Annotated in this window: 23 protein-coding genes, 2 tRNA genes and 1 pseudogene; 13 read left to right on the forward strand and 13 right to left on the reverse strand. The window is 35.1% G+C overall.

Annotation, left to right across the window (positions count from 1 at the left end; translation table 11 throughout):
• Positions 1-350 precede the first annotated feature (350 nt).
• Entirely contained in the window at positions 351-2,159 is a 1,809-nt protein-coding gene (locus AACH21_RS06780; protein WP_236514542.1) for a peptidylprolyl isomerase, read from the reverse strand.
• Between the two features lie 331 nt (positions 2,160-2,490).
• Here AACH21_RS06780 and AACH21_RS06785 point away from each other — a divergent pair, with 331 nt between their 5' ends.
• Positions 2,491-3,093 carry a cell cycle transcriptional regulator TrcR gene (locus tag AACH21_RS06785; protein WP_006279803.1) on the forward strand — a complete coding sequence of 201 codons (603 nt, stop codon included), beginning with the start codon at positions 2,491-2,493 and terminating at the stop codon, positions 3,091-3,093.
• 199 nt (positions 3,094-3,292) lie between these two features.
• Positions 3,293-4,696, forward strand: a complete 1,404-nt coding sequence (gene rho, locus AACH21_RS06790; RefSeq protein ID WP_338482510.1) for a transcription termination factor Rho — start codon at positions 3,293-3,295, stop codon at positions 4,694-4,696.
• Between the two features lie 166 nt (positions 4,697-4,862).
• Here the strand turns inward: rho and AACH21_RS06795 are convergent, their stop codons facing one another.
• Entirely contained in the window at positions 4,863-5,339 is a 477-nt protein-coding gene (locus tag AACH21_RS06795; protein WP_338482511.1) for an RDD family protein, read from the reverse strand.
• A gap of 54 nt (positions 5,340-5,393) precedes the next feature.
• On the opposite strand from AACH21_RS06795, the gene AACH21_RS07175 reads away from it, so the two are divergent.
• Together AACH21_RS07175 and AACH21_RS06805 are read left to right on the forward strand one after the other, a co-directional pair.
• Entirely contained in the window at positions 5,394-5,522 is a 129-nt protein-coding gene (locus AACH21_RS07175) for a hypothetical protein (RefSeq protein WP_256359310.1), read from the forward strand.
• 72 nt (positions 5,523-5,594) lie between these two features.
• A pseudogene (locus AACH21_RS06805) lies at positions 5,595-6,539 on the forward strand (IS481 family transposase); the annotation flags it as partial.
• Here the strand turns inward: AACH21_RS06805 and AACH21_RS06810 are convergent.
• Positions 6,521-6,904: an RDD family protein gene (locus AACH21_RS06810; RefSeq protein ID WP_338482512.1), complete on the reverse strand. Its 384-nt coding sequence runs from the start codon at positions 6,902-6,904 to the stop codon at positions 6,521-6,523. The pseudogene AACH21_RS06805 and the gene AACH21_RS06810 sit on opposite strands and share 19 nt — an antisense overlap.
• Positions 6,905-7,049: 145 nt before the next feature.
• On the opposite strand from AACH21_RS06810, the gene icd reads away from it, so the two are divergent.
• Together icd and nth are read left to right on the forward strand one after the other, a co-directional pair.
• Positions 7,050-8,477, forward strand: coding sequence for an isocitrate dehydrogenase (icd, locus tag AACH21_RS06815; RefSeq protein WP_006279798.1), 1,428 nt, complete (start codon positions 7,050-7,052; stop codon positions 8,475-8,477).
• Positions 8,478-8,504: 27 nt separating this feature from the next.
• On the forward strand, positions 8,505-9,143 hold the full coding sequence (nth, locus tag AACH21_RS06820; protein ID WP_006279797.1) for an endonuclease III: 639 nt from the start codon (positions 8,505-8,507) through the stop codon (positions 9,141-9,143).
• A gap of 117 nt (positions 9,144-9,260) precedes the next feature.
• On the opposite strand, the gene dapE is transcribed toward nth, so the two are convergent.
• On the reverse strand, positions 9,261-10,457 hold the full coding sequence (dapE, locus tag AACH21_RS06825; protein WP_182320691.1) for a succinyl-diaminopimelate desuccinylase: 1,197 nt from the start codon (positions 10,455-10,457) through the stop codon (positions 9,261-9,263).
• Positions 10,458-10,499: 42 nt separating this feature from the next.
• Between dapE and AACH21_RS06830 the strand changes: the two genes are divergently transcribed.
• Complete coding sequence (locus tag AACH21_RS06830; protein ID WP_338482513.1) at positions 10,500-11,780, forward strand: iron-containing alcohol dehydrogenase; 1,281 nt, start codon at positions 10,500-10,502, stop codon at positions 11,778-11,780.
• 170 nt (positions 11,781-11,950) lie between these two features.
• Here AACH21_RS06830 and AACH21_RS06835 read toward each other — a convergent pair.
• From AACH21_RS06835 to AACH21_RS06870, 8 genes are all read right to left on the reverse strand, one after another.
• Positions 11,951-12,023 (reverse strand) — tRNA-Met (locus tag AACH21_RS06835).
• Positions 12,023-13,315 carry an adenylosuccinate lyase gene (gene purB, locus AACH21_RS06840; RefSeq protein WP_012673216.1) on the reverse strand — a complete coding sequence of 431 codons (1,293 nt, stop codon included), beginning with the start codon at positions 13,313-13,315 and terminating at the stop codon, positions 12,023-12,025. Before purB ends, AACH21_RS06835 begins: the two co-directional genes overlap by 1 nt.
• A complete protein-coding gene (locus AACH21_RS06845; RefSeq protein WP_077188215.1) occupies positions 13,312-13,545 on the reverse strand; it encodes a hypothetical protein in 234 nt (77 codons plus the stop codon). The genes purB and AACH21_RS06845 overlap by 4 nt, the downstream gene beginning before the upstream one ends.
• Before the next feature lie 6 nt (positions 13,546-13,551).
• Entirely contained in the window at positions 13,552-14,106 is a 555-nt protein-coding gene (gene rplI, locus AACH21_RS06850; RefSeq protein WP_338482514.1) for a 50S ribosomal protein L9, read from the reverse strand.
• Between the two features lie 7 nt (positions 14,107-14,113).
• Entirely contained in the window at positions 14,114-14,389 is a 276-nt protein-coding gene (gene rpsR / locus AACH21_RS06855) for a 30S ribosomal protein S18 (protein ID WP_007548890.1), read from the reverse strand.
• A complete protein-coding gene (locus AACH21_RS06860; protein WP_065094495.1) occupies positions 14,389-15,162 on the reverse strand; it encodes a 30S ribosomal protein S6 in 774 nt (257 codons plus the stop codon). The genes rpsR and AACH21_RS06860 overlap by 1 nt, the downstream gene beginning before the upstream one ends.
• Before the next feature lie 48 nt (positions 15,163-15,210).
• On the reverse strand, positions 15,211-18,540 hold the full coding sequence (gene dnaE, locus AACH21_RS06865; protein ID WP_338482835.1) for a DNA polymerase III subunit alpha: 3,330 nt from the start codon (positions 18,538-18,540) through the stop codon (positions 15,211-15,213).
• A gap of 537 nt (positions 18,541-19,077) precedes the next feature.
• Positions 19,078-19,224 carry a hypothetical protein gene (locus tag AACH21_RS06870; protein WP_338482515.1) on the reverse strand — a complete coding sequence of 49 codons (147 nt, stop codon included), beginning with the start codon at positions 19,222-19,224 and terminating at the stop codon, positions 19,078-19,080.
• Between the two features lie 33 nt (positions 19,225-19,257).
• Here AACH21_RS06870 and AACH21_RS06875 point away from each other — a divergent pair, with 33 nt between their 5' ends.
• The 4 genes from AACH21_RS06875 to gpmI all read left to right on the forward strand — a co-directional run bounded on the left by AACH21_RS06875 (position 19,258) and on the right by gpmI (position 22,920).
• On the forward strand, positions 19,258-20,178 hold the full coding sequence (locus tag AACH21_RS06875; RefSeq protein WP_338482226.1) for an IS5 family transposase: 921 nt from the start codon (positions 19,258-19,260) through the stop codon (positions 20,176-20,178).
• 25 nt (positions 20,179-20,203) lie between these two features.
• Complete coding sequence (locus tag AACH21_RS06880) at positions 20,204-20,425, forward strand: hypothetical protein (RefSeq protein ID WP_236514706.1); 222 nt, start codon at positions 20,204-20,206, stop codon at positions 20,423-20,425.
• Positions 20,426-21,294: 869 nt separating this feature from the next.
• A tRNA-Asn gene (locus AACH21_RS06885) sits at positions 21,295-21,366 on the forward strand.
• Between the two features lie 33 nt (positions 21,367-21,399).
• Complete coding sequence (gpmI, locus tag AACH21_RS06890; RefSeq protein ID WP_338482516.1) at positions 21,400-22,920, forward strand: 2,3-bisphosphoglycerate-independent phosphoglycerate mutase; 1,521 nt, start codon at positions 21,400-21,402, stop codon at positions 22,918-22,920.
• Positions 22,921-22,959: 39 nt separating this feature from the next.
• On the opposite strand, the gene fabD is transcribed toward gpmI, so the two are convergent.
• Positions 22,960-23,940: an ACP S-malonyltransferase gene (gene fabD, locus AACH21_RS06895; RefSeq protein ID WP_155969147.1), complete on the reverse strand. Its 981-nt coding sequence runs from the start codon at positions 23,938-23,940 to the stop codon at positions 22,960-22,962.
• A gap of 128 nt (positions 23,941-24,068) precedes the next feature.
• Between fabD and rpmE the strand changes: the two genes are divergently transcribed.
• Positions 24,069-24,272 carry a 50S ribosomal protein L31 gene (gene rpmE / locus AACH21_RS06900; RefSeq protein ID WP_338482517.1) on the forward strand — a complete coding sequence of 68 codons (204 nt, stop codon included), beginning with the start codon at positions 24,069-24,071 and terminating at the stop codon, positions 24,270-24,272.
• Between the two features lie 38 nt (positions 24,273-24,310).
• The gene (locus AACH21_RS06905) at positions 24,311-25,105 is read left to right on the forward strand and encodes an NAD kinase (RefSeq protein WP_338482518.1); all 795 of its coding nucleotides are present in this window, start codon (positions 24,311-24,313) and stop codon (positions 25,103-25,105) included.
• Positions 25,106-25,133 lie beyond the last annotated feature (28 nt).

Below are 25,133 nucleotides of genomic sequence, written 5' to 3' on the forward strand. Positions count from 1 at the left end.
AGTCAAATGAATTATACAACTTTTGCACCTTATAATATAATTACCAATAATGTAGGGCAGTGCCGGGTGTACAGCTATACGAACATTCATTTGTGAAGGTAAATTGCACAGCAAATGGTGTCATTCCAGTGCTTGACACTGGAATCCAGCCTTTTTTTAATCATTAAAACGTTGTATTTTAACATAAAACGGCTACTTTTATGCTTACCAACTTAATAAAATTCCTGGATCCCAGTGTCTGGGCACTGGGATGACATCCTTTCTAGTGAAGATTGCTCTCAAATCGCAATGTTCGTACAGTTGTGTGTCTGGGCACTGGATGCGTTTGAAGCAACTTATAAGATTTTTGATTATATATCATCAAGTATAGCGTGATTAACTTCGACTTTATACTTTGATTCCAGATAGCTAATTAATTGCTCTTTTAGCGATATCATCACACGTTTTCCGGTGTCAAGCATGTTTAATTTGCCATTTGATGAATGCATTTCTTTTAGAACACCTATTATAATTTCATTATTGTATTGAATAGGATCTGTCACTGAACCAGTTGTTTTCATATTGAAAATCTCTTCTACAAAAGAAAAGGGGTAGTTTTGTTGATCCACTTTATTGCGGTGCATCTGCTGACCTTTAACTAATTCCACACCTTGAATTTCTTCCAAATCTGTTTTTTCTCTTAGTTGAACTGCAACCTCTTGCCCGAATTTAAACATTCTTTCTTTTATAAACTCACTACGCCAAAGCTCTACCGCTAATGCCTTGCCTTCTTCAAAACTTTGCAATTTGGGTGGAACGATATCGACGATTTTTACACTAACAACAGCGTCCCCAACGCCCTTAAAATAACCTTTCTGATCCTTTTCTCGCGAAAAAATGAAAGAAATCAAATCACCAGAATCTCCTACGTTATTACCGCTTTGATCTTTTCCACTCGCATCTACTGGACCAATAGTTTGTATAGGTAAATTATATTCACTCAATATTTCTTCAATTTCTGAACCATTGTATATCTTATAGTTCACTTGGTTTATGAAATCATTGACTCTTTCAAAAGACTTTTGGTTAGTTAGAACTGACTTTATGTCTTTTTTTAAATCAACTAAGTCTTCATCAGAGATTTGATGCGCACTTTCCACTTTTACTATGTGCCAACCAAAACTGCTTGCTAAAACTTCACTTACTTCACCTACTTTAAGAGCAAATACCTTCTCTCTCACGTCTTCTGGTAAAAAATCCTTAGTTATATTATTTACTCTAGTTTCCTCAAGTTTTGCTTTGCCAAACTCTTCTACTATCTGTTCAAAGCTTGTTTTACCCTCCTCAAATGCTCTTCTTGCTGTCTCAGCTTCTTCTTTGGTAGAAAATATTGCATTGAATATATCTCTTTGATTTTTAAGTTCTTGTTGTTCTATTATACCATCAACTTCTTCATCTGAGATCTTGATTTGATCTTCAAAATACTTTTGGCCTAGGGAAATATATTGCGCAGTTCGATACTCAGGATAATAAAAATGGGATTTATTTCTTTCGTACAAATCAAGTAAGGCTTGATCATCTGGTTCAGGAATGTTTGTAACTGCATCTTCAGTTATTTTAACAATATCAACTACTCTAGTTTGGTAGCGACTTTTGTATATCTGCTCATCAATTTTCTCGCCAAAAGTTACTGGATAATTATCTTTAAATAATGAAGTCATGAACATCATTGCAGGCAGGACTTTCTCTAGCTTTGCTATATACTCTTTCTCTGTCATATGCAGGTCATTTAGCGTTTCATAGAATTTATTTTTGTCAAATTCACCTTTATCATTTTGAAAGTATTTGGTGTTTTTAATATGGTTTTTTATAGATTCTTCTCCAACTGTCAACCCCAGCTCACTAGTTAGGTTAAACAATAGTTTTTGCTCTATAAGTGCGTTAAGCAAATCATATTTCAGCTTTTTTACTTGTTCTCTACTCGCATCAGATCCAGAAATTTGCTTTTCATAATTTTGATATAGTGATTTATACTCATCTGACGTTATAACTTCTTTTCCAACCCTAGCTACCTCTTCTTTTTCATCATCACCTGATAAAAGGTTGCCAATTCCCATGAAGATTAACAAGCAAGCTAAAAGGACAACGGTTACTTTAGTGAAAAAATTTTTAACATTCATTTTAAACCCAGTTAATTAATGATTAATTATAGAATAGTGATAATTTAATGCTTGTAAACCTGTTGCTTTATTAGCTAATATATATAATATTACAATATATTAACTTAAAATTTAACTCTCTAATCTTAAATAGGAACATATGTTTAACTGAGTTATACTATACCTTAGGAAGGGGAAATATTTTGTTTGAAATATGCTTAAAGGTAAGCGCATTTAATTAACTTAAGAGGTGGGAAGTGACAAACAAAAAGTTATTGAATGACAAAATTAATGCTTTTTTAGTTTTAATAGTTTATATTTTAGCTCTGTATAACAGTAAGGGATACTTTAAATGGGAGATGCTTTTTTGATGTCAATGGAATCTTCTAAGGGCAATAACGATAGAAATAAACAGTTTCTAGTGCAAATAGCTGCTTGGTTAGTAGACAACACTGGTTTAACTTTTAATCAAATAGCACAATGTTGCAGATTGGCCCTTGAAGAAGTACAAGACATAGCTGATGAGGAAATAGAAGTAGAAAAATATAACCCTATTATTTCTGGAATAATTACTGAAAAAGAAATCGATGATTGCAAAAAAAATCCAAATCGTGTACCAAATTTGATTATAAAAAATATAAAAAAAAGGAGTAAAGCGATTGGTAGCATTCTTGGCTTTGCCTCTACGGCAAGACGTAGAGATAAACCTGATGCGATTTATTATTTAGTAAAAAAATTTCCTATCTTGGACGATAACGTTATAGCTAAATTAATTAGTACAACAAATTACACAGTTGAGCAGGTAAGAGATGGATCTCATCATAACATGCAAAATATAAAACCCCAAGATCCTGTACTACTCGGCTTATGTAGTCAAGAAAATTTAGAAGCAGAAGTGGAAAAAGCAAAAGTAGAAGAGGAGAAGCAAGAAAGGTTAAAAAAATATAAAGAATAGCTATTGAAAATCCTCAAATTTTTGTGTTTTGTTAACATTAAATTAACTTGACTTGCTAGTGTTTATTAGTATAATGTAAGTAAAGTACGGGGTTTAATGATAATTAAGCTTGATACGCACTGAAACTAGCTCAGCCTAATTTATTATCTTATAGTCACATTTTAGGTTAGTAAGCATCAATTAAAATTTTTGGAGGATTATGACAACAATCAATGGAGATGTTTTGGCAAAAGGAAAGGTTACAGCTCAACCTGAAAAAAGTGAGCAAATTTACAATAACGATACAGTAAAACAGATGGTTAATGAAGGTAATGAGAAAAACAGAAAAACATTAGATCTGAGCGAATTAAAAGAGAAAACAGCAGAAGAATTGTTAGAGTTAGCTGAAGAAAGAAAAATTTCAACTAACGGTAAAAGCAATGGTAGAATGCTAAAGCAGGAAATAATATTCAGCTTAATGAAAAAAATGAGTGAAGAAGGAGGCATAACCACAGGGAGTGGAATAGTGGAAATATTGCCTGATGGTTTTGGTTTCTTACGTTCAGCAAGTGCAAATTATGCCCCAAGTACCGATGATGTTTATATTTCTAACGGGCAAATAAAGAAGTTTAATTTACGTACAGGAGATATGGCATATGGAGAAATAAGGCCACCTGGTGATAAAGAGAGATATTTTACTTTAACTAAGGTTCAAAGTATAAACTCTACTGAAGTAAGTGAATTAAGAAAGTACGTCCATTTTGATAATTTGCTTCCTCTTTATCCTGAGGAAAGCATAGTACTTGAGTGTAATAATGGTGATGATAAAAAAGGCTTAAGCATGCGTGCTATAGATATAGTAGCTCCTCTTGGAAAAGGGCAAAGAGCGTTAGTAGTTGCTCCACCTCGCACAGGAAAAACTGTATTGCTTCAGCAAATGGCTAACTCTATAGCTATAAATCACCCTGAAGTAGAATTAATAGTGTTACTTATAGATGAAAGACCTGAAGAAGTAACAGATATGATACGTTCTGTAAAAGGTGAGGTAGTAAGTTCTACGTTCGATGAGCCTGCTTACCGTCACGTACAGCTTGCTGAAATAGTAATAGAAAAAGCTAAAAGAATGGTTGAGCATAAAAAAGATGTGGTAATTCTACTTGACAATATTACTAGACTTGCACGTGCTTATAATGCGGTTATTCCTTCGTCTGGGAAAGTTCTAACTGGTGGTGTAGATTCAAACGCACTGCAGAGACCAAAACGCTTTTTTGGAGCAGCTCGTAATATTGAGAATGGGGGTTCTTTAACTATAATCGCCACAGCTCTTATAGAGACTGGTTCAAAAATGGATGAAGTTATTTTTGAAGAGTTTAAAGGTACAGGAAATGCTGAGATCATACTTGATAGAAAACTTTCTGATAAACGTATATTTCCAGCTATTGATATTACAAAATCCGGAACAAGGAAGGAAGAGCTATTAGTTGATAAGGCTATACTAAATAAAATATGGGTGGTGCGTAGGATACTCAATCCTATGGGACCCGTTGAAGCAATGGAATTTTTACGTGACAAACTACTTTTAACAAAGAGCAATGCTGACTTTTTTAACTCCATGAATCACTAAAAGTAAGCCAGTTATGATGGATATGCTGAGCAAAAAGTAAAACGCTCTTATAGCTAAAATAATTTGGATTTACCAAAATATATTTATAGTTAAGTTGGCAATTTACCTTAAGTTAGCGCGTGACACTGGAATGACACCCTTGGTGGCAGACAGCTAAAGGAAAATATCAACTAGGTTTATAATCTATCACTACCGTGTTTGCAATTTTGTCGTGAAAAGCTTGTTTATGTTCATCACCTACTGCACATACTAAAACTAAGATTAGTATAGCTAAGAATAAAATGGGATTACAAAGTGATATGCAATAAATTATAAAAAGAGCTATAGTCCTTTTCATTGCTTGCATTGTAGTGATTGACTCAAATGTATCTTTGTCTTTTACGCGCATGCTAAATAACAAGTGTCCTGGAGTGCCGCCAAATTTTACTAGCATGAATATATGAAATATACATGGTATCATTAAAAATAAAGAAAATACAATCGTGGTGATTACAATTATTGCACCCATGATCCCTTTTATTGCGTGTGTAAGTGAGAAACCCACCGCCATTAAACCAAATGGTATTGCGATAAATAAAATACAATCAACTATAAATGCTAGAGTACGTCTTGTCATCGTTGAGTAGTTTACTTTTTTATCCATGTACTACCTATAAAGAAAAATATCAACTAGATTTATAGTCTATCACTACTGTTTTTGCAATTTTATCGTAAAAAGTCTGTTTGCGTTGATCAAATACTGCAAACAAAAATAAAATTAGCACAATTAAAAGATATAGAAAAGTATAACCATGATAATGCAGATGAAGCAAAAAGCGAAAAATAATCCAGATGCTTCCCTTAGATATATGGTCCCAGAGAGTGATGGTATACTATCATCATCATTTAAGGAGTCATTATGGGACAGATATTACATGGGTGCGCCAAAACAACACAGACGATTCGTAGAGCAATACAAAATAGAAAAGAGAGCATAGCAAAACTCTCCAAGCATTATAACCTTAATCCAAAAACTATTATTAAGTGGAGAAAACGTTCATTTACGAAAGATGCTGATATGGGTCCAAAGCATCCAAGATCAACTGTTTTAACGCTAGAAGAGGAAGCTATAATAGTTACATTTCGCAAGTATACACTACTGCCACTAGATGATTGCCTTTACGCTCTGCAGTCTACAATTCCGCATTTGACTCGCTCTAGCTTGCATCGTTGTTTACAAAGACACAACATTAGCAGATTACCAACTGTTGATGGAGAAGTTAAGTCAAAAAAGAAATTCAAACAATATCCTATCGGTTACTTTCATATTGATATTGCTGAAGTTAGAACTGAGGAGGGCAAATTACATTTGTTTGTTGCTATTGATAGGACATCCAAATTTACCTATGTTGAGTTGTGTAACAGTGCTACAAAACCCATAGCTGCTGAGTTCTTACGTAATTTGATTAGAATTTTACCGTATAAAATCCATACTATTTTGACAGGTAACGGTATACAATTTACAAACCAGAAGCGTCATAAGTATGCTTTCCAACATATATTTGATAGAGTTTGCGAAGAGAATGTTATTGAACATCGTTTGACAAAAGTTAGCCATCCTTGGACGAATGGGCAAGTCGAGCGTATGAATAAAACTTTAAAGGATGCTACAGTTAAGAAGTATTACTATCAATCGCACCAGCAACTTAAAGAACACCTTTATAACTTTGTTATGGCTTATAATTATGCAAAGAGACTCAAAACTCTTAAGGGTCTTACTCCTTATGAATTTATATGTTATCAGTGGACACAGTCTCCAGAATTATTTATACTAAATCCACACCATCACACTCTGGGACCATACATCTTAGAAATACATCTTATTGTTGCTTGCATAAGGGTAACATTTGTAAATGTATTAGCATCTTTAATATGCATACCACACAATAGTTTTCCTGGGGTACCACCAAGTTTTGTTACCATTAATATTTTGGATATTGTTAGTACTAATGTTGCGACCACTGTAGAAACTATAAATGGTATTTCTGTTGCTAGTTGTGCAAGTTCCTGAAAAGAGTCTTTATCTTGATCTTGTAATGATACGATGAATACACCATAGATAAAACCGAAGATAAAATGAGGGGAAAATATGATGAGGTCAAGTATTTCTGCTACAATACGCCTTGTAAATCCTACATAATTTACTTTAACATTTATTTCAGTATTCATAACCCCACCTATATTTCATAATATCATCATATAATATAAAAATACGTTATTAAATAACCGTAAATATACTAACTTGGGTAATATTAGCTACTTGTGCCACTCTATTATTTAAATTAATATTAAATCATTTATAACTAGGGAAGTTATGTCAACACCAATCACAGTTGCATATGGCGACGGTATCGGACCAGAAATCATGGAAGCGGTGCTGTCGATATTGCGCGAAGCAGAAGCGAAAATCTCAATAGATATTATTGAAATAGGGGAGCGTGTTTATAGTAAAGAATGGTCTCACGGAATTTCTCCAAGTGGTTGGGAATCAATTGAAAGGACAAAAATATTATTAAAATCTCCGACAACAACTCCTCAAGGTAAAGGCCACAAAAGCTTAAACGTTGCACTCAGAAAAAATCTAGGGTTGTATGCAAATATCAGACCATGCATTTCATATCATCCTGTTATAGAAAATAAATTCGATAAGTTTGATATCGTAGTAATACGTGAAAATGAAGAGGACGTTTACACCGGAATAGAGCACAGGCTCACTGGTGACTCTTACCAATGCACTAAAATTATTACTAGATCCGGCTCAGAAAAAATATGCAGGTACGCTTTTGAATATGCAAAAAAACATAGTAGAAAGAAGGTAACTTGTCTTACTAAAGATAACATAATGAAAATGACTGACGGAACTTTCCATGCGGCGTTTGATCGTATTGCAAAGGAATACCCGGACATAAAGGCAGAACATTATATAGTCGATATTGGGATGGCACGTGTTGCCACAGAACCGGAGAATTTCGATGTTATAGTAACCGAGAACTTATATGGCGATATATTATCGGACATTGTGGCGCAAACCTCTGGATCTGTTGGACTCGCTGGAAGTAGCAATATAGGTAATGAATATGCAATGTTTGAAGCAGTGCACGGTTCTGCTCCTGATATTGCAGGAAAAAACATAGCTAATCCTTCTGGACTTTTGAATGCTGCAGTGCATATGTTGGTCTACATCAGTCAAGTGAGTACTGCAAAACTAATTTACGATGCATGGCTCAAGACTTTGGAGGATGGAATACATACCGCCGATTTATATAAAGAGAAAAAGAGTAAACAGAAAATTGGTACCAAAGAATTTGCAGAAGCCGTTATAGATAATCTAGGAAAAAAACCGAAAACATTATCTGAGCTTACAGTCGGTAGCAGTACAAATAGCAAAATAAGTGAAATACAAAATAGCTATGAACAGGACTATAAAACCAAAAAGCTAGTAGGTAGTGATATAGCGCTTGCTTGGGACAAATCCAGCAACTTTGACCAAATAGTTAGGTTATTTGAATCGAGTAATCTGCAAATGATAGCAATATACTCAAAAGGTCTTGCGATTTGGCCAGGAAACTCAAAACCTTCAAGTGATCAAATAACCTGTAGGTTTATCGCAAATAATGAAAAGCAAGCTATTACAAATAGTGATGTGAATAACTTGCTAATCAAACTTGAAGAACACAATTTTGACGTGGTGAGAATGGACAAATTGTATTTGTATGATGGGAAAGAGGGGTTCTTTGTTTAAATATTTAAAAGAGGTGTGGTAAATGAAATGGACTCAAAAAAAGTAGAACTAATATTTGAAAAGTTTCAACAATCAAATCCTGCGCCAAAAATAGAGCTAAATTATACCAATCATTTTACGTTACTGGTTGCGATAGTTTTATCAGCGCGGACAACTGATGTAAGCGTTAATAAAATTACAAGAGAACTATTTAATATCGCTGATACGCCAGAAAAAATGCTGAGCTTTGGGCAGAGTGAGCTGAAAAAATGCATAAGCAGTATTGGTTTATATAATTCCAAAGCAAAAAATATAATCGGGCTTAGTAAAATATTGGTAGAACGATACAACAGCAAAGTACCTACTAATTTTGATGATTTGGTGTCTTTGCCTGGAGTGGGGAGAAAGAGCGCTAATGTGTTCTTAAATTCGGGGCTGGGCATTCCAACATTGGCAGTTGATACTCACGTTTTTAGAGTGAGCAATAGAATTGGGCTTGTGAAAGAAAAAGATGTGTTTAAAACAGAGCAATCTCTTTTAAATGTGGTTCCCAAAAAATACCTGCTTTATGCTCATCATTGGCTAGTTTTGCATGGTAGATATGTTTGCAAAGCACAGAAACCTTCGTGTGAAACGTGCATAATTCATGATTTATGTGAATTTGAGTGCAAAAGGTATAAAGTCTAGTATTTCTTCTTTTGTCATCCAAGTAGCTATAGAAACGAAAAAACTTACTTGACACATTTTGCTGGAATGATACAAGTTATTATTCAAACAACAGTTATGCAAGAGATCTGATTACATCTAAGCTAACAATGGACCACTAGATATATTACTAACCACGTTGACCTGATTCAATATTTTATTAGTGGGATTGAAATAATTTTCTATAAATTCCTTATATATAGCTGTTAACTTGTGTATATCGTTCACTGATACGCATTCGTTTATCTGATGTGCAGTTTTGTTGATTATACCAAATTCAATCACTGGACAAACATCTTTGATAAACGCAGCGTCAGATGTGCCACCACTTGTGCTCAACGCAGCATCAATACTGGTAACTTTATTTATTGCATCAAGCATAATATCAGTATTCCTATCGGGAGTAGAGAGGAAAACGTCCCTGCTGCTATGCATAAAAAGCTTATAATCGTTAGTTACACTAGAGCATATTTCATCAATCAGCTTATATAAGCCACCCGGTGTTTGTTCATTGTTATATCGAATGTTAAAACGTGTAGTTGCTGAGCCAGGTATTAGATTGCTAGTATTATTTCCAACATCGATAGTAGTAACTTCGCAATGTGAAGGCTGAAAATATTTATTACCATGATCAAAAGTAGTATTTTTTACCTTACTCAATATCGATATTACCTTATATATTGGATTGTCTGCTAGGTCTGGGTAGGCAACGTGCCCTTGTTTTCCATGGCAAATTAATTCAAATGTTACAGAACCTCTTCTGCCTATTTTTATGGTATCACCTAATTTCTTACTACTGGTTGGTTCGCCAACCACACAAAAATCTATCTTTTTCTGCTTATTTTTCATCCATTCCAAAACTGCCTTTGTTCCATATTCTTCCATGCTTTCTTCAGCACTGGTAATCAATGCACTTATCGAACCATTAAATTGAAACTTCTCTGCAATCAAATTTACCATAGCAGCAATAAATGCAGCTACTCCGCTTTTCATATCAGCGGCCCCTCTTCCATATAGCATTCCATCCCTCACTTCTGGATTAAATGGACCAAATGCCCAATCTTTTAACTGACCCGGTGGTACAACATCAACGTGCCCAGCAAAGCACAAATTTGGTACTCCATTTATATATTTCGCATAAAGATTTTTAACTTTATCACCAAATTCTAAAATCTCACAATCAAAGCCGCTCTTCTTGAAGATTGTTGCTATATACTCTATTGCCCCGCTGTCTTCTGGTGTTATACTCTCAAAAGAGATCAATTTCCTAGTTAGCTCTACAGGGTCAATTTTCATGTCAATCTTAAAATACTTATACTGCTATATTGTAAACACTCTATGCACTATTTAAAACAAATATTACATCAAACCGAACAAACTTTTCTAAGGGAAGTAATAACAGATTACTACCTTGCTGATGATATCTATGAAATATGCACACGACACGGAAATGACGTCTTTCTAGTTGCAGATAAAAATACAGCAAAACTTTTAAACAAAAACGTACTTAATAAAATTCCTAACTTAATTATTCCAGCTCCACCTGTCATTCCAGCGCGTGACACTGGAATCCATAAGTTGTTTTCCTGGATCCCAGTGTCAGCTACTTGCATGACACCAAGCAGAGCTGCCTCTCTTGAAACCGTAAATCTAGTTAGAAACAAAGCAAAAGACAGTGACTTAATAGTTGCATTTGGTAGCGGCACTGTTAACGATATCTGCAAATATGCAAGCTACCTCGAGAAAAAAGATTATATATCGTTCCCAACAGCCGCTTCTATGAATGGATATACCTCTGCAAATGCTTCAATATTAGTAAATGGATATAAAAAATCGTTCAAAGCACATCTTCCAAGAGCAGTATATATAGATATAGACATACTTGCCAATGCACCACTGCGTCTCACATTAAGCGGATTTGCAGATTTCATTTGTCGTTCAACAGTTCAGGCTGACTGGCTACTATCTCATTTGTTGCTTGGCACAGAATACAATGAATTACCTTTTACACTTGTTCGCGATTTGGAGCAAATTTTGCTAAGAGAGTATACGGCGCTTACTAAAAGAAGTAGAAAAGTGGTCCTATTACTTATGGAAGTTCTACTAATTTCAGGACTTGGAATGGTAATATCAAAAGGCAGCTATTCTGCAAGCCAAGGAGAGCATATGATAGCTCACGCAATGGAAATGGTAACAAGAGATCATTCCTTACTACATGGCGAAAAAATTGCTGTTACGACGATTACCATGGCTAATTTGCAGGAAAAGATATTATCAATACAAAACCCGATTATCAAACCGACCACTTTAGATGTAAAACATATAACTCAGTGCTTTGATAATATCGAATTTGTAAGAACTTTTGAACAGAAGCAAATTATGCAGCAAAAAATCCAAGAGATTATTTGTAAAGAATGGCATAATATTTCCGGTTTAATTAAGCAAAATTTACTACCTGCAAAACACCTGCAAAAAATATTTGAAGATCTATCAATTCCACACTTACCAGAGCACCTCAGTTGGAATAAAGAACAATATTGTAAAGTGGTCAATCTTGCGTTTACAACAAGAGATAGATTCACCTTTCTTGACTTAGCTAACTGCATAGAAGAAAGTTAAGTTTTGTAGTGAAATTCTGTCATTTAAAGAGATCATAGGCCAAAAGCTAAACCCTTTTCACAATCTCTTATCCATTGTCTCCTCGCCTGAGTGGATATACAACTCATTCCAAGTAACTGACACTGGGTTTCACCAATAGCACTGCTTTGCTAAACATAGTTTAGTTCGAGTGGCTGAGGAGGGACTTGAACCCCCGACCAAGAGATTATGATCCTCCTGCTCTACCAACTGAGCTACTCAGCCTAATTAAAAACCTTATTATATACACGATCTATATGTTTCGTATAATACTTCAAATCAAACAAAGATTCAAGTTTTTCCGAGTTAATAACCTTAAGTAAGGGTTTATCTTGTTTCAATTCGGCCAGAAAATCACTGTTGTTTTGTTTCACTTTCATTGCATTGCTCTGAACAATTTTATACGCCTCTTCCCTCGCCAAACCACTATTTACTAACTCAAGCAATACACGCTGTGAGAAAACTAAACCTTTTGAAGAATTTAAGTTCTTTTCAATGTTTTCCTTATTGATCACCAATTTATCTATCAAATCTGTTAATCGCACTAAAGCAAAATCCATTGTTATACAAGCATCAGGAGCAATGCATCTTTCCACAGACGAGTGTGATATATCACGTTCGTGCCACAATGCAACATTTTCTAACGCAGGAAAAACATAACTGCGTATTAAACGTGAGAGTCCAGTCAGATTTTCACTTAAAATAGGATTACATTTGTGTGGCATAGCAGAGCTTCCCTTCTGCCCAGTGGAAAAATGCTCAGAAATTTCGCCGATTTCAGTTCTTTGCAAATGACGAATTTCAACAGCAACATTTTCTATTGAGCTTGCAATCACTCCCAAAACTGAAAAGAACATAGCATGTCTATCACGAGGAATGACTTGAGACGATATGATTTCAGGTATGAGTCCTATTTCTTTCGCTACATATTCTTCAACAAACGGATCAACATTTGCAAAATTGCCTACTGCACCTGATATTTTACAAATTGAGATCTCTTTTTGCGCGCTAATTAATCTCTGATAATTGCGTTTAAATTCAGCATAAAATCTGGCAAATTTTATTCCAAGAGTTGTTGGTTCTGCATGCATTCCGTGACTGCGTCCAACACAAACAATATCTTTATAGTCCTCAGCTTTTTTTTTCAATGCTGCAAGTAAATTTTTTAGATTCTCGAGCAAAATATCACAGGACTCTTTCAGTTGCACCGCAAGGCATGTATCCAAAACATCAGAACTTGTCATTCCATAATGAAGATAACGAACATCAACTCCCGCTTTTTTAGCAATATATGTCAGAAAAGCTATAACATCATGTTTTACAATGGATTCAATTTCGTTGATACATTCAACATCAAATTCAATAGCACCAGAGAGGTTCTCAGCAATATTATTCGGAATCACTCCTAACTTTGCTTGAGCTTCACACGCTAATTTTTCTATTTTAAGCCATATATTAAATTTATTATTTTCCTCCCAAATGGAAGACATTTCTTTTCTGCTATAGCGGGGAATCATTTTTGATTTATTCCAATAATGGTGTCATTCCAGTGCGTGACACTGGAATCCAGGTATAAAAGTATTTGCAAATTATTCAATGGACAACGGATTCTAGAAGCATAAAATAATGTCCATGATGAAATAAACTGGATCCCAGTGTCACGCACTGGGATGACATGAGGGAAGCACTGGGATGACACCAGCTTAGCCATGGCAGACATTTCTTTACGACTATAACAAGGGATCATCTTTGATCAGCTATCATCACCATCAGTAGCTTCTTTATTCGCATCTTGCTCTGCCTCTTGTTGCTCAGACTTCTGATTTTGCAATTTTACTTGCCTTAGCTCATTTGCATCTGTTTCGGATTTCACGACGTATATAGTAATTGGTACTACTACTTCACTATGTAATTCTACGTTTACTTGGTATTCACCCAAGTTTTTGATGCTTACTCCACCAAAAGATAAACTACGGTGATCTATCACATGTCCTTCTTGTAGTAAAATTTTCGCAATTTCACGTGTTGTTACAGAACCAAAAATTTTACCATCCTCTGAAGCTTGCTTTATCAATATCACAAACTTATCATGTAGTGACAATGCAAGCTCTTTTGCTACATTTAATCTTTTTATATTCTCTTCTTCCAGTAATAAACGTTGCTCCTCTAGCTTTGTTAAATTTTCCTTGGTAGCTTTCACCGCTTTTCTTTGTGGAAAAAGAAAATTACGTGCATAACCTGGTTTAACTTTGACAACTTCACCAAGCTTACCTAAAGTCCTTATATTTTCCTTTAAAATTATCAACATAAATTACCTAAACTTTTTTAGTACAGTAAGGAATAAGAGCTAAAAAACGTGCCCTTATGATCGCTAAGCGTAACTTCCTTTGTTTTTTTGCACATACGCCTGTTAATCTTCTAGGTAATATCCTACCATAGTCAGAGGTAAACTTGGATAATAAATCTATATTCTTATAATCTATGTCTTCATCTTTAGACGCAGCAAGAGGGCAAACTTTAGAACGCCTAAAGCCAGTCCTATTATTTACAGATACGTATGAATTATTAAAACTATTTCGTCTTTTCATCATTATGCGCTTTGCTCCTCAATTTGTTTATTCATCATATGAGATTTACCTTCAAAAATTTTATCAACCTGCACAGGAAAGTGGCGAATAACGTTCTCATTAAGTTTCATTCTACGCATAAATTCATCCAGAATGCTTGCAGTAGAACTTATGCACATTATACAATAATGACCGCTCTTCATTTTATTTTTGTGATATGCAAAATCCAAAAGACCCCAATGTTCATACTTGATTAATCCTGATGCTTCAATGTTTTTCAAAAGCATTTCCAACGCTTTGCTCGATTGAGTTGGACCGTTTATTCTAAAATCTTTCAAAATATCTTGAAAAATCTTTATTAGATGTTCTGAAATATTTCTCTTCAAAGCATTTACTGCGTTATGGATAAACGCACTTTTAGTACTGCCTCCTAGAAATTTTGTAAAATCTTGCGTTATTCCTAAATCTTTTAGGTCATCTTTCAACTCTTTATCGATTTTTGACTTCACTTCTTTCAAATTTGAAAGATCTTCTTCCAATTCAACCCATAAAATTTTTGTAAGATCTTCCAAGAAATCAGAGTAAGCAACTAGACCTTCTTTAATGTTTTCAGCACGCACTTCTAACTCTTGTGTTGTAAGCTTGTCATTTCCTTTTTTCAGAATATCCCTGATTTGCTGGAACATAACATCTGCTTTAATATTTTTCAATGAAACAGCTAGCTCTTGGACCATCTCCTCTACTTCTTGCTGTAATAATCCTTGTTGTGTTATAAAAGTAAATTCATAAAGATTCACTATATCTTCCTTTAATGCCGATTAAATATTTCATTATATAAAGCTTTTTTATATAAGCAAGTTATTTGTATTAATTTCTACGCCTTTAATCCAGCTTAAGTTAGATATTTCATAAATTACTTGAGGAGCAATTGAGTATGCACCTGGTAATAAGATGCTCACTTTATGTTTTTCGAGAAGAAGTTTTAGCATTATTTTGGTTCTGCCTTCATCTTTCAATATTGCGTTTAATTCCATAGCGGCTTTTTGCGAATCCGTGCACTCAGTGGTGAGAACTAATTCTTTTATTGTAGAAGTGATTCTTTTTGTAAACTCAGATATATCTTTGCCTGCCAATCTTGTTGTATTTTCCGAAGCTTCAAGACCAATTATCACAAATGTTCCTGGTGAAAATAAATCTCTTTTTTCTTCTATTATTTCATTATTATAGAATGCTATTTCAGAAACGTTATGGGGATCAGAAAGTGTGAGGATAACAAACCTTCCACGCTCTGAAGTTCTCATACGTGCATTTAATATTACCCCAGCAGTTTTTGCTGTTCTATTTTCTCCGATAAACCCAATATTTAACTTTTCCAGAAGAGTTCTAAATTTTTCAAGCGGATGATTAGTTAAATAAAATCCTAGTGAAAATAACTCATGTTCTAATTTTTCCTCTTCATCAAAATCTTCCACATTCTCAAGTTTCGGTTTGAGGACATCAAGACTACCAAACAAAGCAGCTTGACTTGATTCTCTATCCTGTTTGTTTTTATTTGCAAAGTAAATCAGCGTGTCCATTGACTCATATAGCTGCTTTCTGTTCTTATGCACGCTATCGAATGCTCCGGATTTAATCAGGCTTTCTAGCGCTCTCTTATTTATTGTATGACCTGAATTTTGAATGAATTCCCATATGTCCTTACAAGCGCTTGAATGTACGTTCACTATTCCTTCCGCTATAGAAAAACCAACATTCCTCAAGGCAGCAATACCATAACGTATGCGTTCATCCTCTATTGAGAATTCAGCTTGAGACTTGTTTATATCAGGTGAAAGAACGGTAACGCCACTAAACTTTGCTGCATGATAAAATAAATTCAGTTTATCTCTATCATCAATATTCAGATTCATTAATGCTGTAAAAAATTCTAATGGATAATTAGCTTTAAGGTAAGCCGTTTGATAAGATATCACCGCATATGCTGCAGCATGAGATTTATTGAACCCATAACCAGCAAATTTTGCAACAAGGTCAAAAATATAACTTGCCCTGTCATAATCAACGCCATTCTTCGTTGCCCCTTGGATGAAAAGTTCACGTTGTTTATCCATCTCTTCCTTGATTTTCTTACCCATGGCACGTCTCAGCAGATCTGCTTCCGCTAAGCTATACCCGGAAAGAATACGGGCTATTTCCATCACTTGTTCTTGGTAAATTATTACCCCAAATGTCTCTTTTAATACTTCCTCAAGTAACGGGTGAATATAATCTGGCTTTTCAAGTCCGTGTTTTCTTGCAACATAAGTTGGAATGTTATCCATAGGTCCTGGACGATAAAGGGAAATTAAAGCGATAATATCTTCAATGCAGTCCGGTTTTAGTTTAATTAAAGCTTCTCTCATTCCCGAACTTTCAAGCTGAAACACTCCAATTGAATCACCGCTTGAGAGTATCTCATAGGTTTTTTGGTCATTTAAAGGAACTGAAGAAATATCAATCTTTTTTCCATCACGATTAATTAAACGACATACATGATCTATTAGCGTTAGCGTACCAAGCCCAAGAAAATCAAATTTTATTAGCCCAGCTTTCTCCACATATTTCATGCTGTATTGAGTGATTGGCAAAGCTGAATTTGGATCATAATACACAGGAACAAAATTTTCCAACTTTTGATCACATATTACAATTCCAGCAGCATGGGTTGAAACGTGACGATATATTCCTTCAAGCTTAAGAGATATATCAAGAAGCTTTGCAATTACCTCATCACTATCCCGCTCTTTCTGCAGGTTTTGATCAAACTCTATCGCTTGTGATAAAGTTACAGGATTTACTGGATTAAATGGAACCATTTTAGATATTTTATCCACTTGAGAGTAAGGCATTTGCAATACTCTACCAACATCACGCAATACTGCCCTTGCCTGCAATTTACCAAAAGTGATTATTTGAGCAACATAACCGTACTTTTTCTGAACATAATCAATAACCAGGTCCCTTTTCTCTTGGCAGAAATCGATATCAAAGTCAGGCATCGATACACGATCAGGATTCAAAAATCTTTCAAATATTAGGCCAAACTTTATTGGATCAAGGTCTGTAATCTGCAAGCCCCAAGCAACAATTGATCCAGCACCAGAGCCTCTTCCTGGACCAACTGGAATGCCATTTGCTTTGCTCCAACGAATGAAATCAGAAACTATCAAAAAGTAGCCAGCGTAGTTCATCGAAGTTATCACACTCAGTTCGTAATTCAGCCGATCGTAGTATTGTTTAAGGTCTATGTCTGTCTCATTCGCAATACGGAATTCTAATCCTGCAACTGCCTGCTCCCTCAGTTCTTCATTCTCAGTTTTATTTTCTCGACAAGGAAATTTAGGCAAAATAGGCTGCCTGCTTCTTGGCATGTAAGAGCACCGCTTAGCTATCACTAAAGTGTTATGAATTGCTTCGGGAATGTCGCTGAACAGCTCCTCCATTTCTGCCACAGACTTGAAGTAATGCTCGGTAGTTAACTTCTTTCTGTTATTCTCCAGAGCATAACTCCCCTCCGATATACACGTTAATATATCATAAGCCTCATAGTCAGACCTATTTGGAAAAAACACATCGTTCGTTGCAACTAGTGGTATATTGCGCTGATAAGCAAAGTCTATCAAAGCTTCTTCAAGCTCTAGCTCTTTATTCAACCCATGACGCTGCAATTCAACATATAAATGACCATTGAATGCTGAAAGCAGTTTTTCAACCGTTTCTTTATCTTGCCCCAACAATAGTTGAGCCAAACATCCACCGGTTAAAGCGATCAGACCCGTACTTAAATTCAATAGCTCATCAAAATCAACGTAAGGAATATCGCTGTTATTCTTGCGCTTTCTAAAAGACTCACTCACCAAAGTGACTAAATTAGTGTACCCTTGCTCATTTTTTGCAAGCAATAATATAGGTAAATTTTGTTCTGAATGTTTAACTATAATATTGCATCCTATTATTAGCTGTATTCCCCTACTTGCCGCATATTCTGCAAATTCAAGTGAGCCAAACAAGTTACCTGAATCAGTAATTGCAACCGCTGGCATTTTATTTCGCAAACAAAGGCCGATCAGCTCCTCAATTTTAACCGAGCTTTCAAGCAGCGAATAAACACTATGAACACGTAAGTGTATGAACATAAGAAACTTCAGATCAACAAAAAAGGATAACATTAATTTACTCATGAGAACATAATTTTCATGAGAACAAAAGCCTATAAAATTCTAAAATTAAAATACAAAAACTTACTTGACAAACTCCGCCAGCTCCCTTATCATGATAGTGAAGCTATTGTATTTGCTTTCGCCAATCTGCAGATTAAAAGGTAAGGATTACTTAATGTATCGGCGTCTTATGTTCAATTTTTTGCAGTATATAGATACTGTATGTCTTTACAAAACTTCATCTACATCTAGATTTTTATCTAAATAAGCTGAACGCGCTTATAAAGCGTTACAAGACATCAAAAAATGCCAATACTCGACAGAGATAGTAAAAGACTAGCTAACTCGGGGATTCTTTGTCTTTTTTTCTGCTTAGTAAATTTCTTAAACATTTGCAGCGTAAGTTAGTTGCAATTAAAAGCGGCTGAATCTCGCTTGTCAAGCGTTTAAAACATAAAAAACGCCAATATTTTAAAGCGGATAATAACCACGGGGCTTCTTTTGCCTTTTTTTTTATTTGGTAAATTTCTTAACGTTTGTAGCTAAAAGAGCCCAAGAGAGGTCAGTGCTCCTTTTTTTGTCATCCCAGTGCCCAGACACTGGGATGGCTTTGTTGCATCGCTCAAGTGAAAAGAACTGGCAGTTACTGACAAAATTCATTATAAATAGCGATTTAACTGTTGAAGAAAAAATATGCCACAAAAAATGAGGGTCAGTAACCATAGCGAATATAACAAATTTCTAGAAAAAAGAGGAAATATTTTTCATTATATCAACGAAGCCATAGAAAAGTGGTACGAGAATGGTCCAAAAATACCAGGTGGCAACAATATTTATAGCGATAAAGTTGTAATTTTGGTGCACATAATAACTTGTTTATTTAGAATAGGCCTGAGGCAAACAGTTGGGTTTATAGCAGGATACCTTGAGCAAATTGGGAAAAATTTGCAAGTTATCAGCTATTCACAATCATCAAGAAGGTTTAAGAAACTCAATATTAAGATCAATGATTGCAGAATTGATAAAAATAATATGGAAGATATCGAAATTGCTATAGACAGTACAGGAATTAGTATATACAACAACACTCCTGGTCATAGCAAAGAAAATAGCGAAGATAGAAAGTATCGCAGCTATGAACAGACAAGAAAATTGCATGTAATGTTGAATACAAACAGCAAAAAAGCCATAGCTGTAAAATACAGTAACGGTGTCTACTCTGATCACTATGGAGCTTGTGATTTGCTAAAAGAAGTCGATTTTCAGTATGTCATAAAAGTACTATATGCAGATAGGGCATATGACAGAGAAAAGCTCTATAAGCTGTGTAATCAATATGGTATAAAAACGAAAATTCCTCCGAAAAACAACGCAGCAGAGCATCCAAAGTTAGACTATATGGCTGAGAGAAATTCTGCAGTCAAGCTCATAAAGTCATATGATGAAGATGGTATAAAGAAGTGGAAAAAAGAGATGAGTTATGGAAAAAGATCTTATATAGAAGGTTTTTTCTCGCGATTAAAAAAGACATTTGGATTTAGTTTTAGGAACAAATCTGAAATGAATCGTGAGAGGGAACTAAATGTTATTTGCTTAACAAATTTACTGAAATAGGCATGGCTAAGTTTGAGATAGCTTCATGAATTTATTGTACGTTACCTACTATCCGAAGAGCGATGCAACAAAGCCCACTGGGATCCAGGTTGCTCACAAGCAAACTAGCATAGAAAGTGGTTACAACATTTCCGATGAGATTGCAGAAAGGCTGGATCCCAGTGGGCTTTGTTGCATCGCTAGCTATGATGGATTAAAGATAAAAAAGATAGGGAATATCAGTAGCTTATTATTCTGGTATTTATAACAAGAACGGTCAGTGAATACCTAAATTTGAGTAAAAGAAATTTCACTACCACTCACTAATCTGGCTAAAATTCAAGAATTTCAATGCTTTAGCTATTTTCAATAGAATTAAATTTATTAATATAAATAACAAATTACTATTCTTAAATTTGATCAGATTGATTGCAAAAAAACAAGATTTTCAATAGGTTACTTATAATCCTAACTATAGTTAGCCTTTCATAAGTAGCGATGCAACAAAGCCATCCCAGTGTCAAGCACTGGGATGACACCCTCCTAGTAGAAACGCTTTTGTAATTGCAACATTCGTGCAATCTTTAGCCATAAACATTAAGAAATTTACCAAATAAAAAAAAGGCAAAAGAAGCCCCGTGGTGGTTGGATATTTACCATGTACTAAAATATCGGCGTTTTTTTTATTCTAAAACGCTTGATTAAGAGCGATTTAGCTGCTTTTAACTTGCAACTAACCTACACCGCAAGTGTTTAAGAAATTTACCAAGCAGGAAAAAAGGCAAAGAAACCCTAGGATAGCTAGTATTCAAATTCTCCCTTGTCAATTTGACGTTTTTTGCTGTCTTAAACGCTTTGTAAGCGCGTTTCGGCTTATATAGGTAAAAACCTAAAAATTTTTAAAGACATGCGGTGCACGTAGTGCGAAAAATTAAACATGAGACGCCAAATACCCTAAGTTTTTTGTCATTAACCTGCACAGATTGCGAAGATAAATAAATAGCTTCAGTTTCATGATAAGAGGGCTGGCGGAGTTTGTCAAGTAAGTTTTTTCGTTTCTGTGACCAGTTGGACTTAAAGTCTACACAAAAAACGTTTACAACCAACGTTCAACATGGTAAATTAAAAACGGTTTATTCCTCGGTAGCTCAGTGGTAGAGCAGTTGGCTGTTAACCAATTGGTCGCTGGTTCGAATCCGGCCCGGGGAGCGTTTCTCTGTGAAATTCTAGTGTTGATTTTATATGAACATTAAATCAGTGGTTTTATGTATACTAGATGGCTGGGGAAATGGAATAGAGAATAATAAATACAACGCTATCAGCAACGCAAATCCACCCTGTTGGCAATATATTAGCTCTAATTATCCAAAATGCAGTTTATCCGCCTGTGGAGCTGATGTGGGGTTACCTGGTGGTCAAATAGGTAATTCAGAAGTTGGCCATATGAATATTGGCAGTGGTAGAGTAGTAATGCAAAGCCTTCAGCGCATTAATCAAGAGATTGGAACAATAGAAAACAATGCAAATCTACAAAGTTTTATTAGTAATCTAAAAAGTAAGAACGGAGTATGCCATATAATGGGATTAGTGTCAGATGGCGGTGTTCATTCGCATCAAAAGCATATTTCAACTTTAGCAAATAAAATATCACAGCATGGAATAAAAGTGGTGATACATGCATTTTTAGATGGCAGAGACACATTGCCAAATTCAGGAAAAAAATGCATTCAAGAATTTACAAAGAGTATAAAGGGAAATGACACAAGAATTGCTACTGTTTCTGGGCGTTACTATGCTATGGACCGTGACAACAGGTGGAAGAGAACAATCGAAGCTTATGAGGCTATCGCATTTGCAAAGGCACCTTGTCATGATAATGCAGTATCGTTGATTGAGAATAACTATCAAAATAACATAACTGATGAGTTTATCAGGCCCGCAGTAATAGGTGATTATCAAGGTATAAAACCAGAAGATGGAGTGCTGTTGGCTAACTTTCGTGCTGATCGAATGATACAATTAGCAAGTATTTTGCTTGGCAAAACAGATTACGCTAAGGTAGCAAAATTCTCTTCAATTTTAAGTATGATGAAGTATAAAGAAGATCTCAAAATTCCTTATATTTTTCCTCCTACTTCTTTCGCTGATACTCTAGGACAAACAATAGAAGAAAATAAATTACGACAATTACGTATCGCCGAAACCGAGAAATACGCTCATGTGACTTTCTTTTTCAATTGTGGAAAAGAAGAACCTTTCTCTGGTGAAGAAAGAATACTCATTCCCTCACCAAAAGTTCAAACTTACGATTTGCAGCCCGAAATGTCAGCCTTCGAGCTCACAGAAAAGCTTGTAGAAAAAATTCACTCCCAAGAATTCGCACTGATAGTTGTAAATTACGCTAATCCTGATATGGTAGGGCATACAGGTAATATAAAAGCAGCCGAGAAAGCTGTGCTAGCTGTAGATGATTGTCTTGCGAAAGTGCTGAATGCTGTTAAAAAGTCAAGCAACACCGCATTAATTGTTACTGCAGACCATGGTAACGTGGAATGTATGTTCGATGAAGAAAATAATACACCTCATACAGCACACACTCTAAATAAAGTGCCATTTATTGTGTCTTGCGATAATCTAAAACTAAGAGACGGAAGGTTATCTGACATTGCCCCTACTATTTTACAGCTACTTGGAATTAAAAAACCAAACGAAATGACAGGCAGTTCGTTGATTTCTTGCATTACCCTCTGTCATTCCAGCTAGGCAGCGTTATGCACCGGAATGACATCAAATAGATGTGTTTTAACTTAATCCAACTTTTAAATTTTTCGCTGTTAGTACTAATGATTCATTAAAGAAGCTGTCAATATCACCAATACTATCTATATTTTTTGTACTGATAGATTGGTCAATTCTTTTGACCAAATTAGATAAAACTTTATTAGGGCCAATTTCAACAAATTTGTTAATGCCACGGCTTGACATATACAAAACCATTTCTCTCCATTTCACTCTGCTTACAACTTGCTTGGCGAGTAAAGTTTTTATAACTTTGGGATCACTCTCCTCTTTAGCTGTAACATTTGATATCAAAGGAACTATAGGACGGGTTATTTTAATACCCTTCAAAAACTCCAAAACTTTTTCATCAGCAGGTTTCATAAGAGATGAATGAAAAGGCCCACTAACCTGTAATTTAATTAGTTTCCTCACACTCGAGTTTTTGAATAAATCGGGTAACATTTCAAGAGCTTCTCTAGTGCCACTTATAACCACTTGTCCGCCACCGTTATCGTTTGCAATTTCACAAATTCCGTCAATTTGAACTGATTTCAATATATCTTCCACTTCATTTATCTCTGCTCCAAGCAACGCAACCATTCCGCCTTTACATTTCAGTGAAGCTTCATGCATTGCTTCGCTGCGAACTTTCAGCAGCTTGATTGCAGACTCAAGCGTTAACGCTCCTGCAGCACACAGCGCTGTATATTCGCCAACTGAATGCCCACAAACATATTTAACATTGTGATCAGTGAAAAGAGATTTGCCAAACACATGCTCCATAACACGTAGCATTGCAATTGATACTGCCATTATAGCTGGCTGAGCGTTTTCTGTAATGGTTAATTCTTCAATAGGACCGTTGAAGATTAAATGAGACAGCTTTCTATCCAATATGCTATCTACTTCATTAAATACTTGTCTTGCAACAGAAAACTCACTATATAAGCTCTTTCCCATTCCTACAAACTGAGAGCCCTGACCGGGGAAAGCAAAAATCATGATAGTTATTATTTATTCCTTATTAAATATACTACTTTATTTATTTTTTGTCAATATTTTAGAATAATGATTGACTTAGTGAATTAAGTTCACTAGAATATTAACTGACTAAAAATTTATAAACAACAATGAATTATCATAAAATTATTATAGTTATGACAGACGGTCAAGAGTTTGAAACTCGTTCCACTTATGGAAAGGAGGGAGATAGGGTAAAACTTGATAGAGATCTTCTTACTCACCCTGCATGGACTGGAAGTTTGACAAGCGGGTTAGCAAGTAAAACTAGCAAATTAGCTAAGTTTAACGATAAATATGGAAGCATTTTCTAATTTTCCTCCTCTTTAAGTTTTAGAGAGTTTACTGAAGCATGCATAAATACAAAAATATGGGCTATGTTGTTTCTCCATCACCAAAATCGCAGGAAGTGTCTAAACTATTAAAGAAACTTAATTTTATCAATATAACAGAAGAAAATAAGTCCGAAATTGATCTACTGATAGTTGTTGGCGGTGATGGCTTTATGCTGCGTACCTTGCATAATTACGTTATAGAAAATAAAAACATGCATGTGTATGGGGTAAATACCGGCAATGTTGGGTTTTTGATGAATAAATGCTTTAGCCGCAGTGAAGATTTAATTGATCATATAGAACATGCAACTTCAACTCAGTTAACTTTGCTAAAAATGGAAGCAACAGACACAAGTGGCAAGAGGTATCACTACATAGCGGTAAACGAGGTATATGTTTTTAGAAAAGCAAACCAAATAGTAGAAATGAATATCACTATTAATGATAAGCTAAAAGTAGAAAAATTTAGAGGGGACGGAGTAATATTATCTACTCCCACAGGTAGCACTGCATATAACTTCTCTGCCGGTGGCCCAATCTTGCCGCTAAATTCAAATTTACTTGCATTAACCTCTATCAATAGCTATTACCCAAGGCATTGGAATGGAGCGTTAATATCAAACGATACAATCGTACAAATTGACATTAACGACACAAAAAACCGTCCAGCACTTGTAGTATCAGATTACAAAGAATTTCATGATATATCACAGATAAAAATACAAAAAGACCATGAGAACACAATCACTTTGCTTTTTGACAAAGATTACCCTCTGAATGAAAGAATCTTTGATAGACAATTTCTATACTAATAATTATCCGTAAATTGGTATTTACTAT

This window comes from Wolbachia endosymbiont (group A) of Ophion costatus (assembly GCF_963969245.1).
GTDB lineage: Bacteria > Pseudomonadota > Alphaproteobacteria > Rickettsiales > Anaplasmataceae > Wolbachia > Wolbachia pipientis.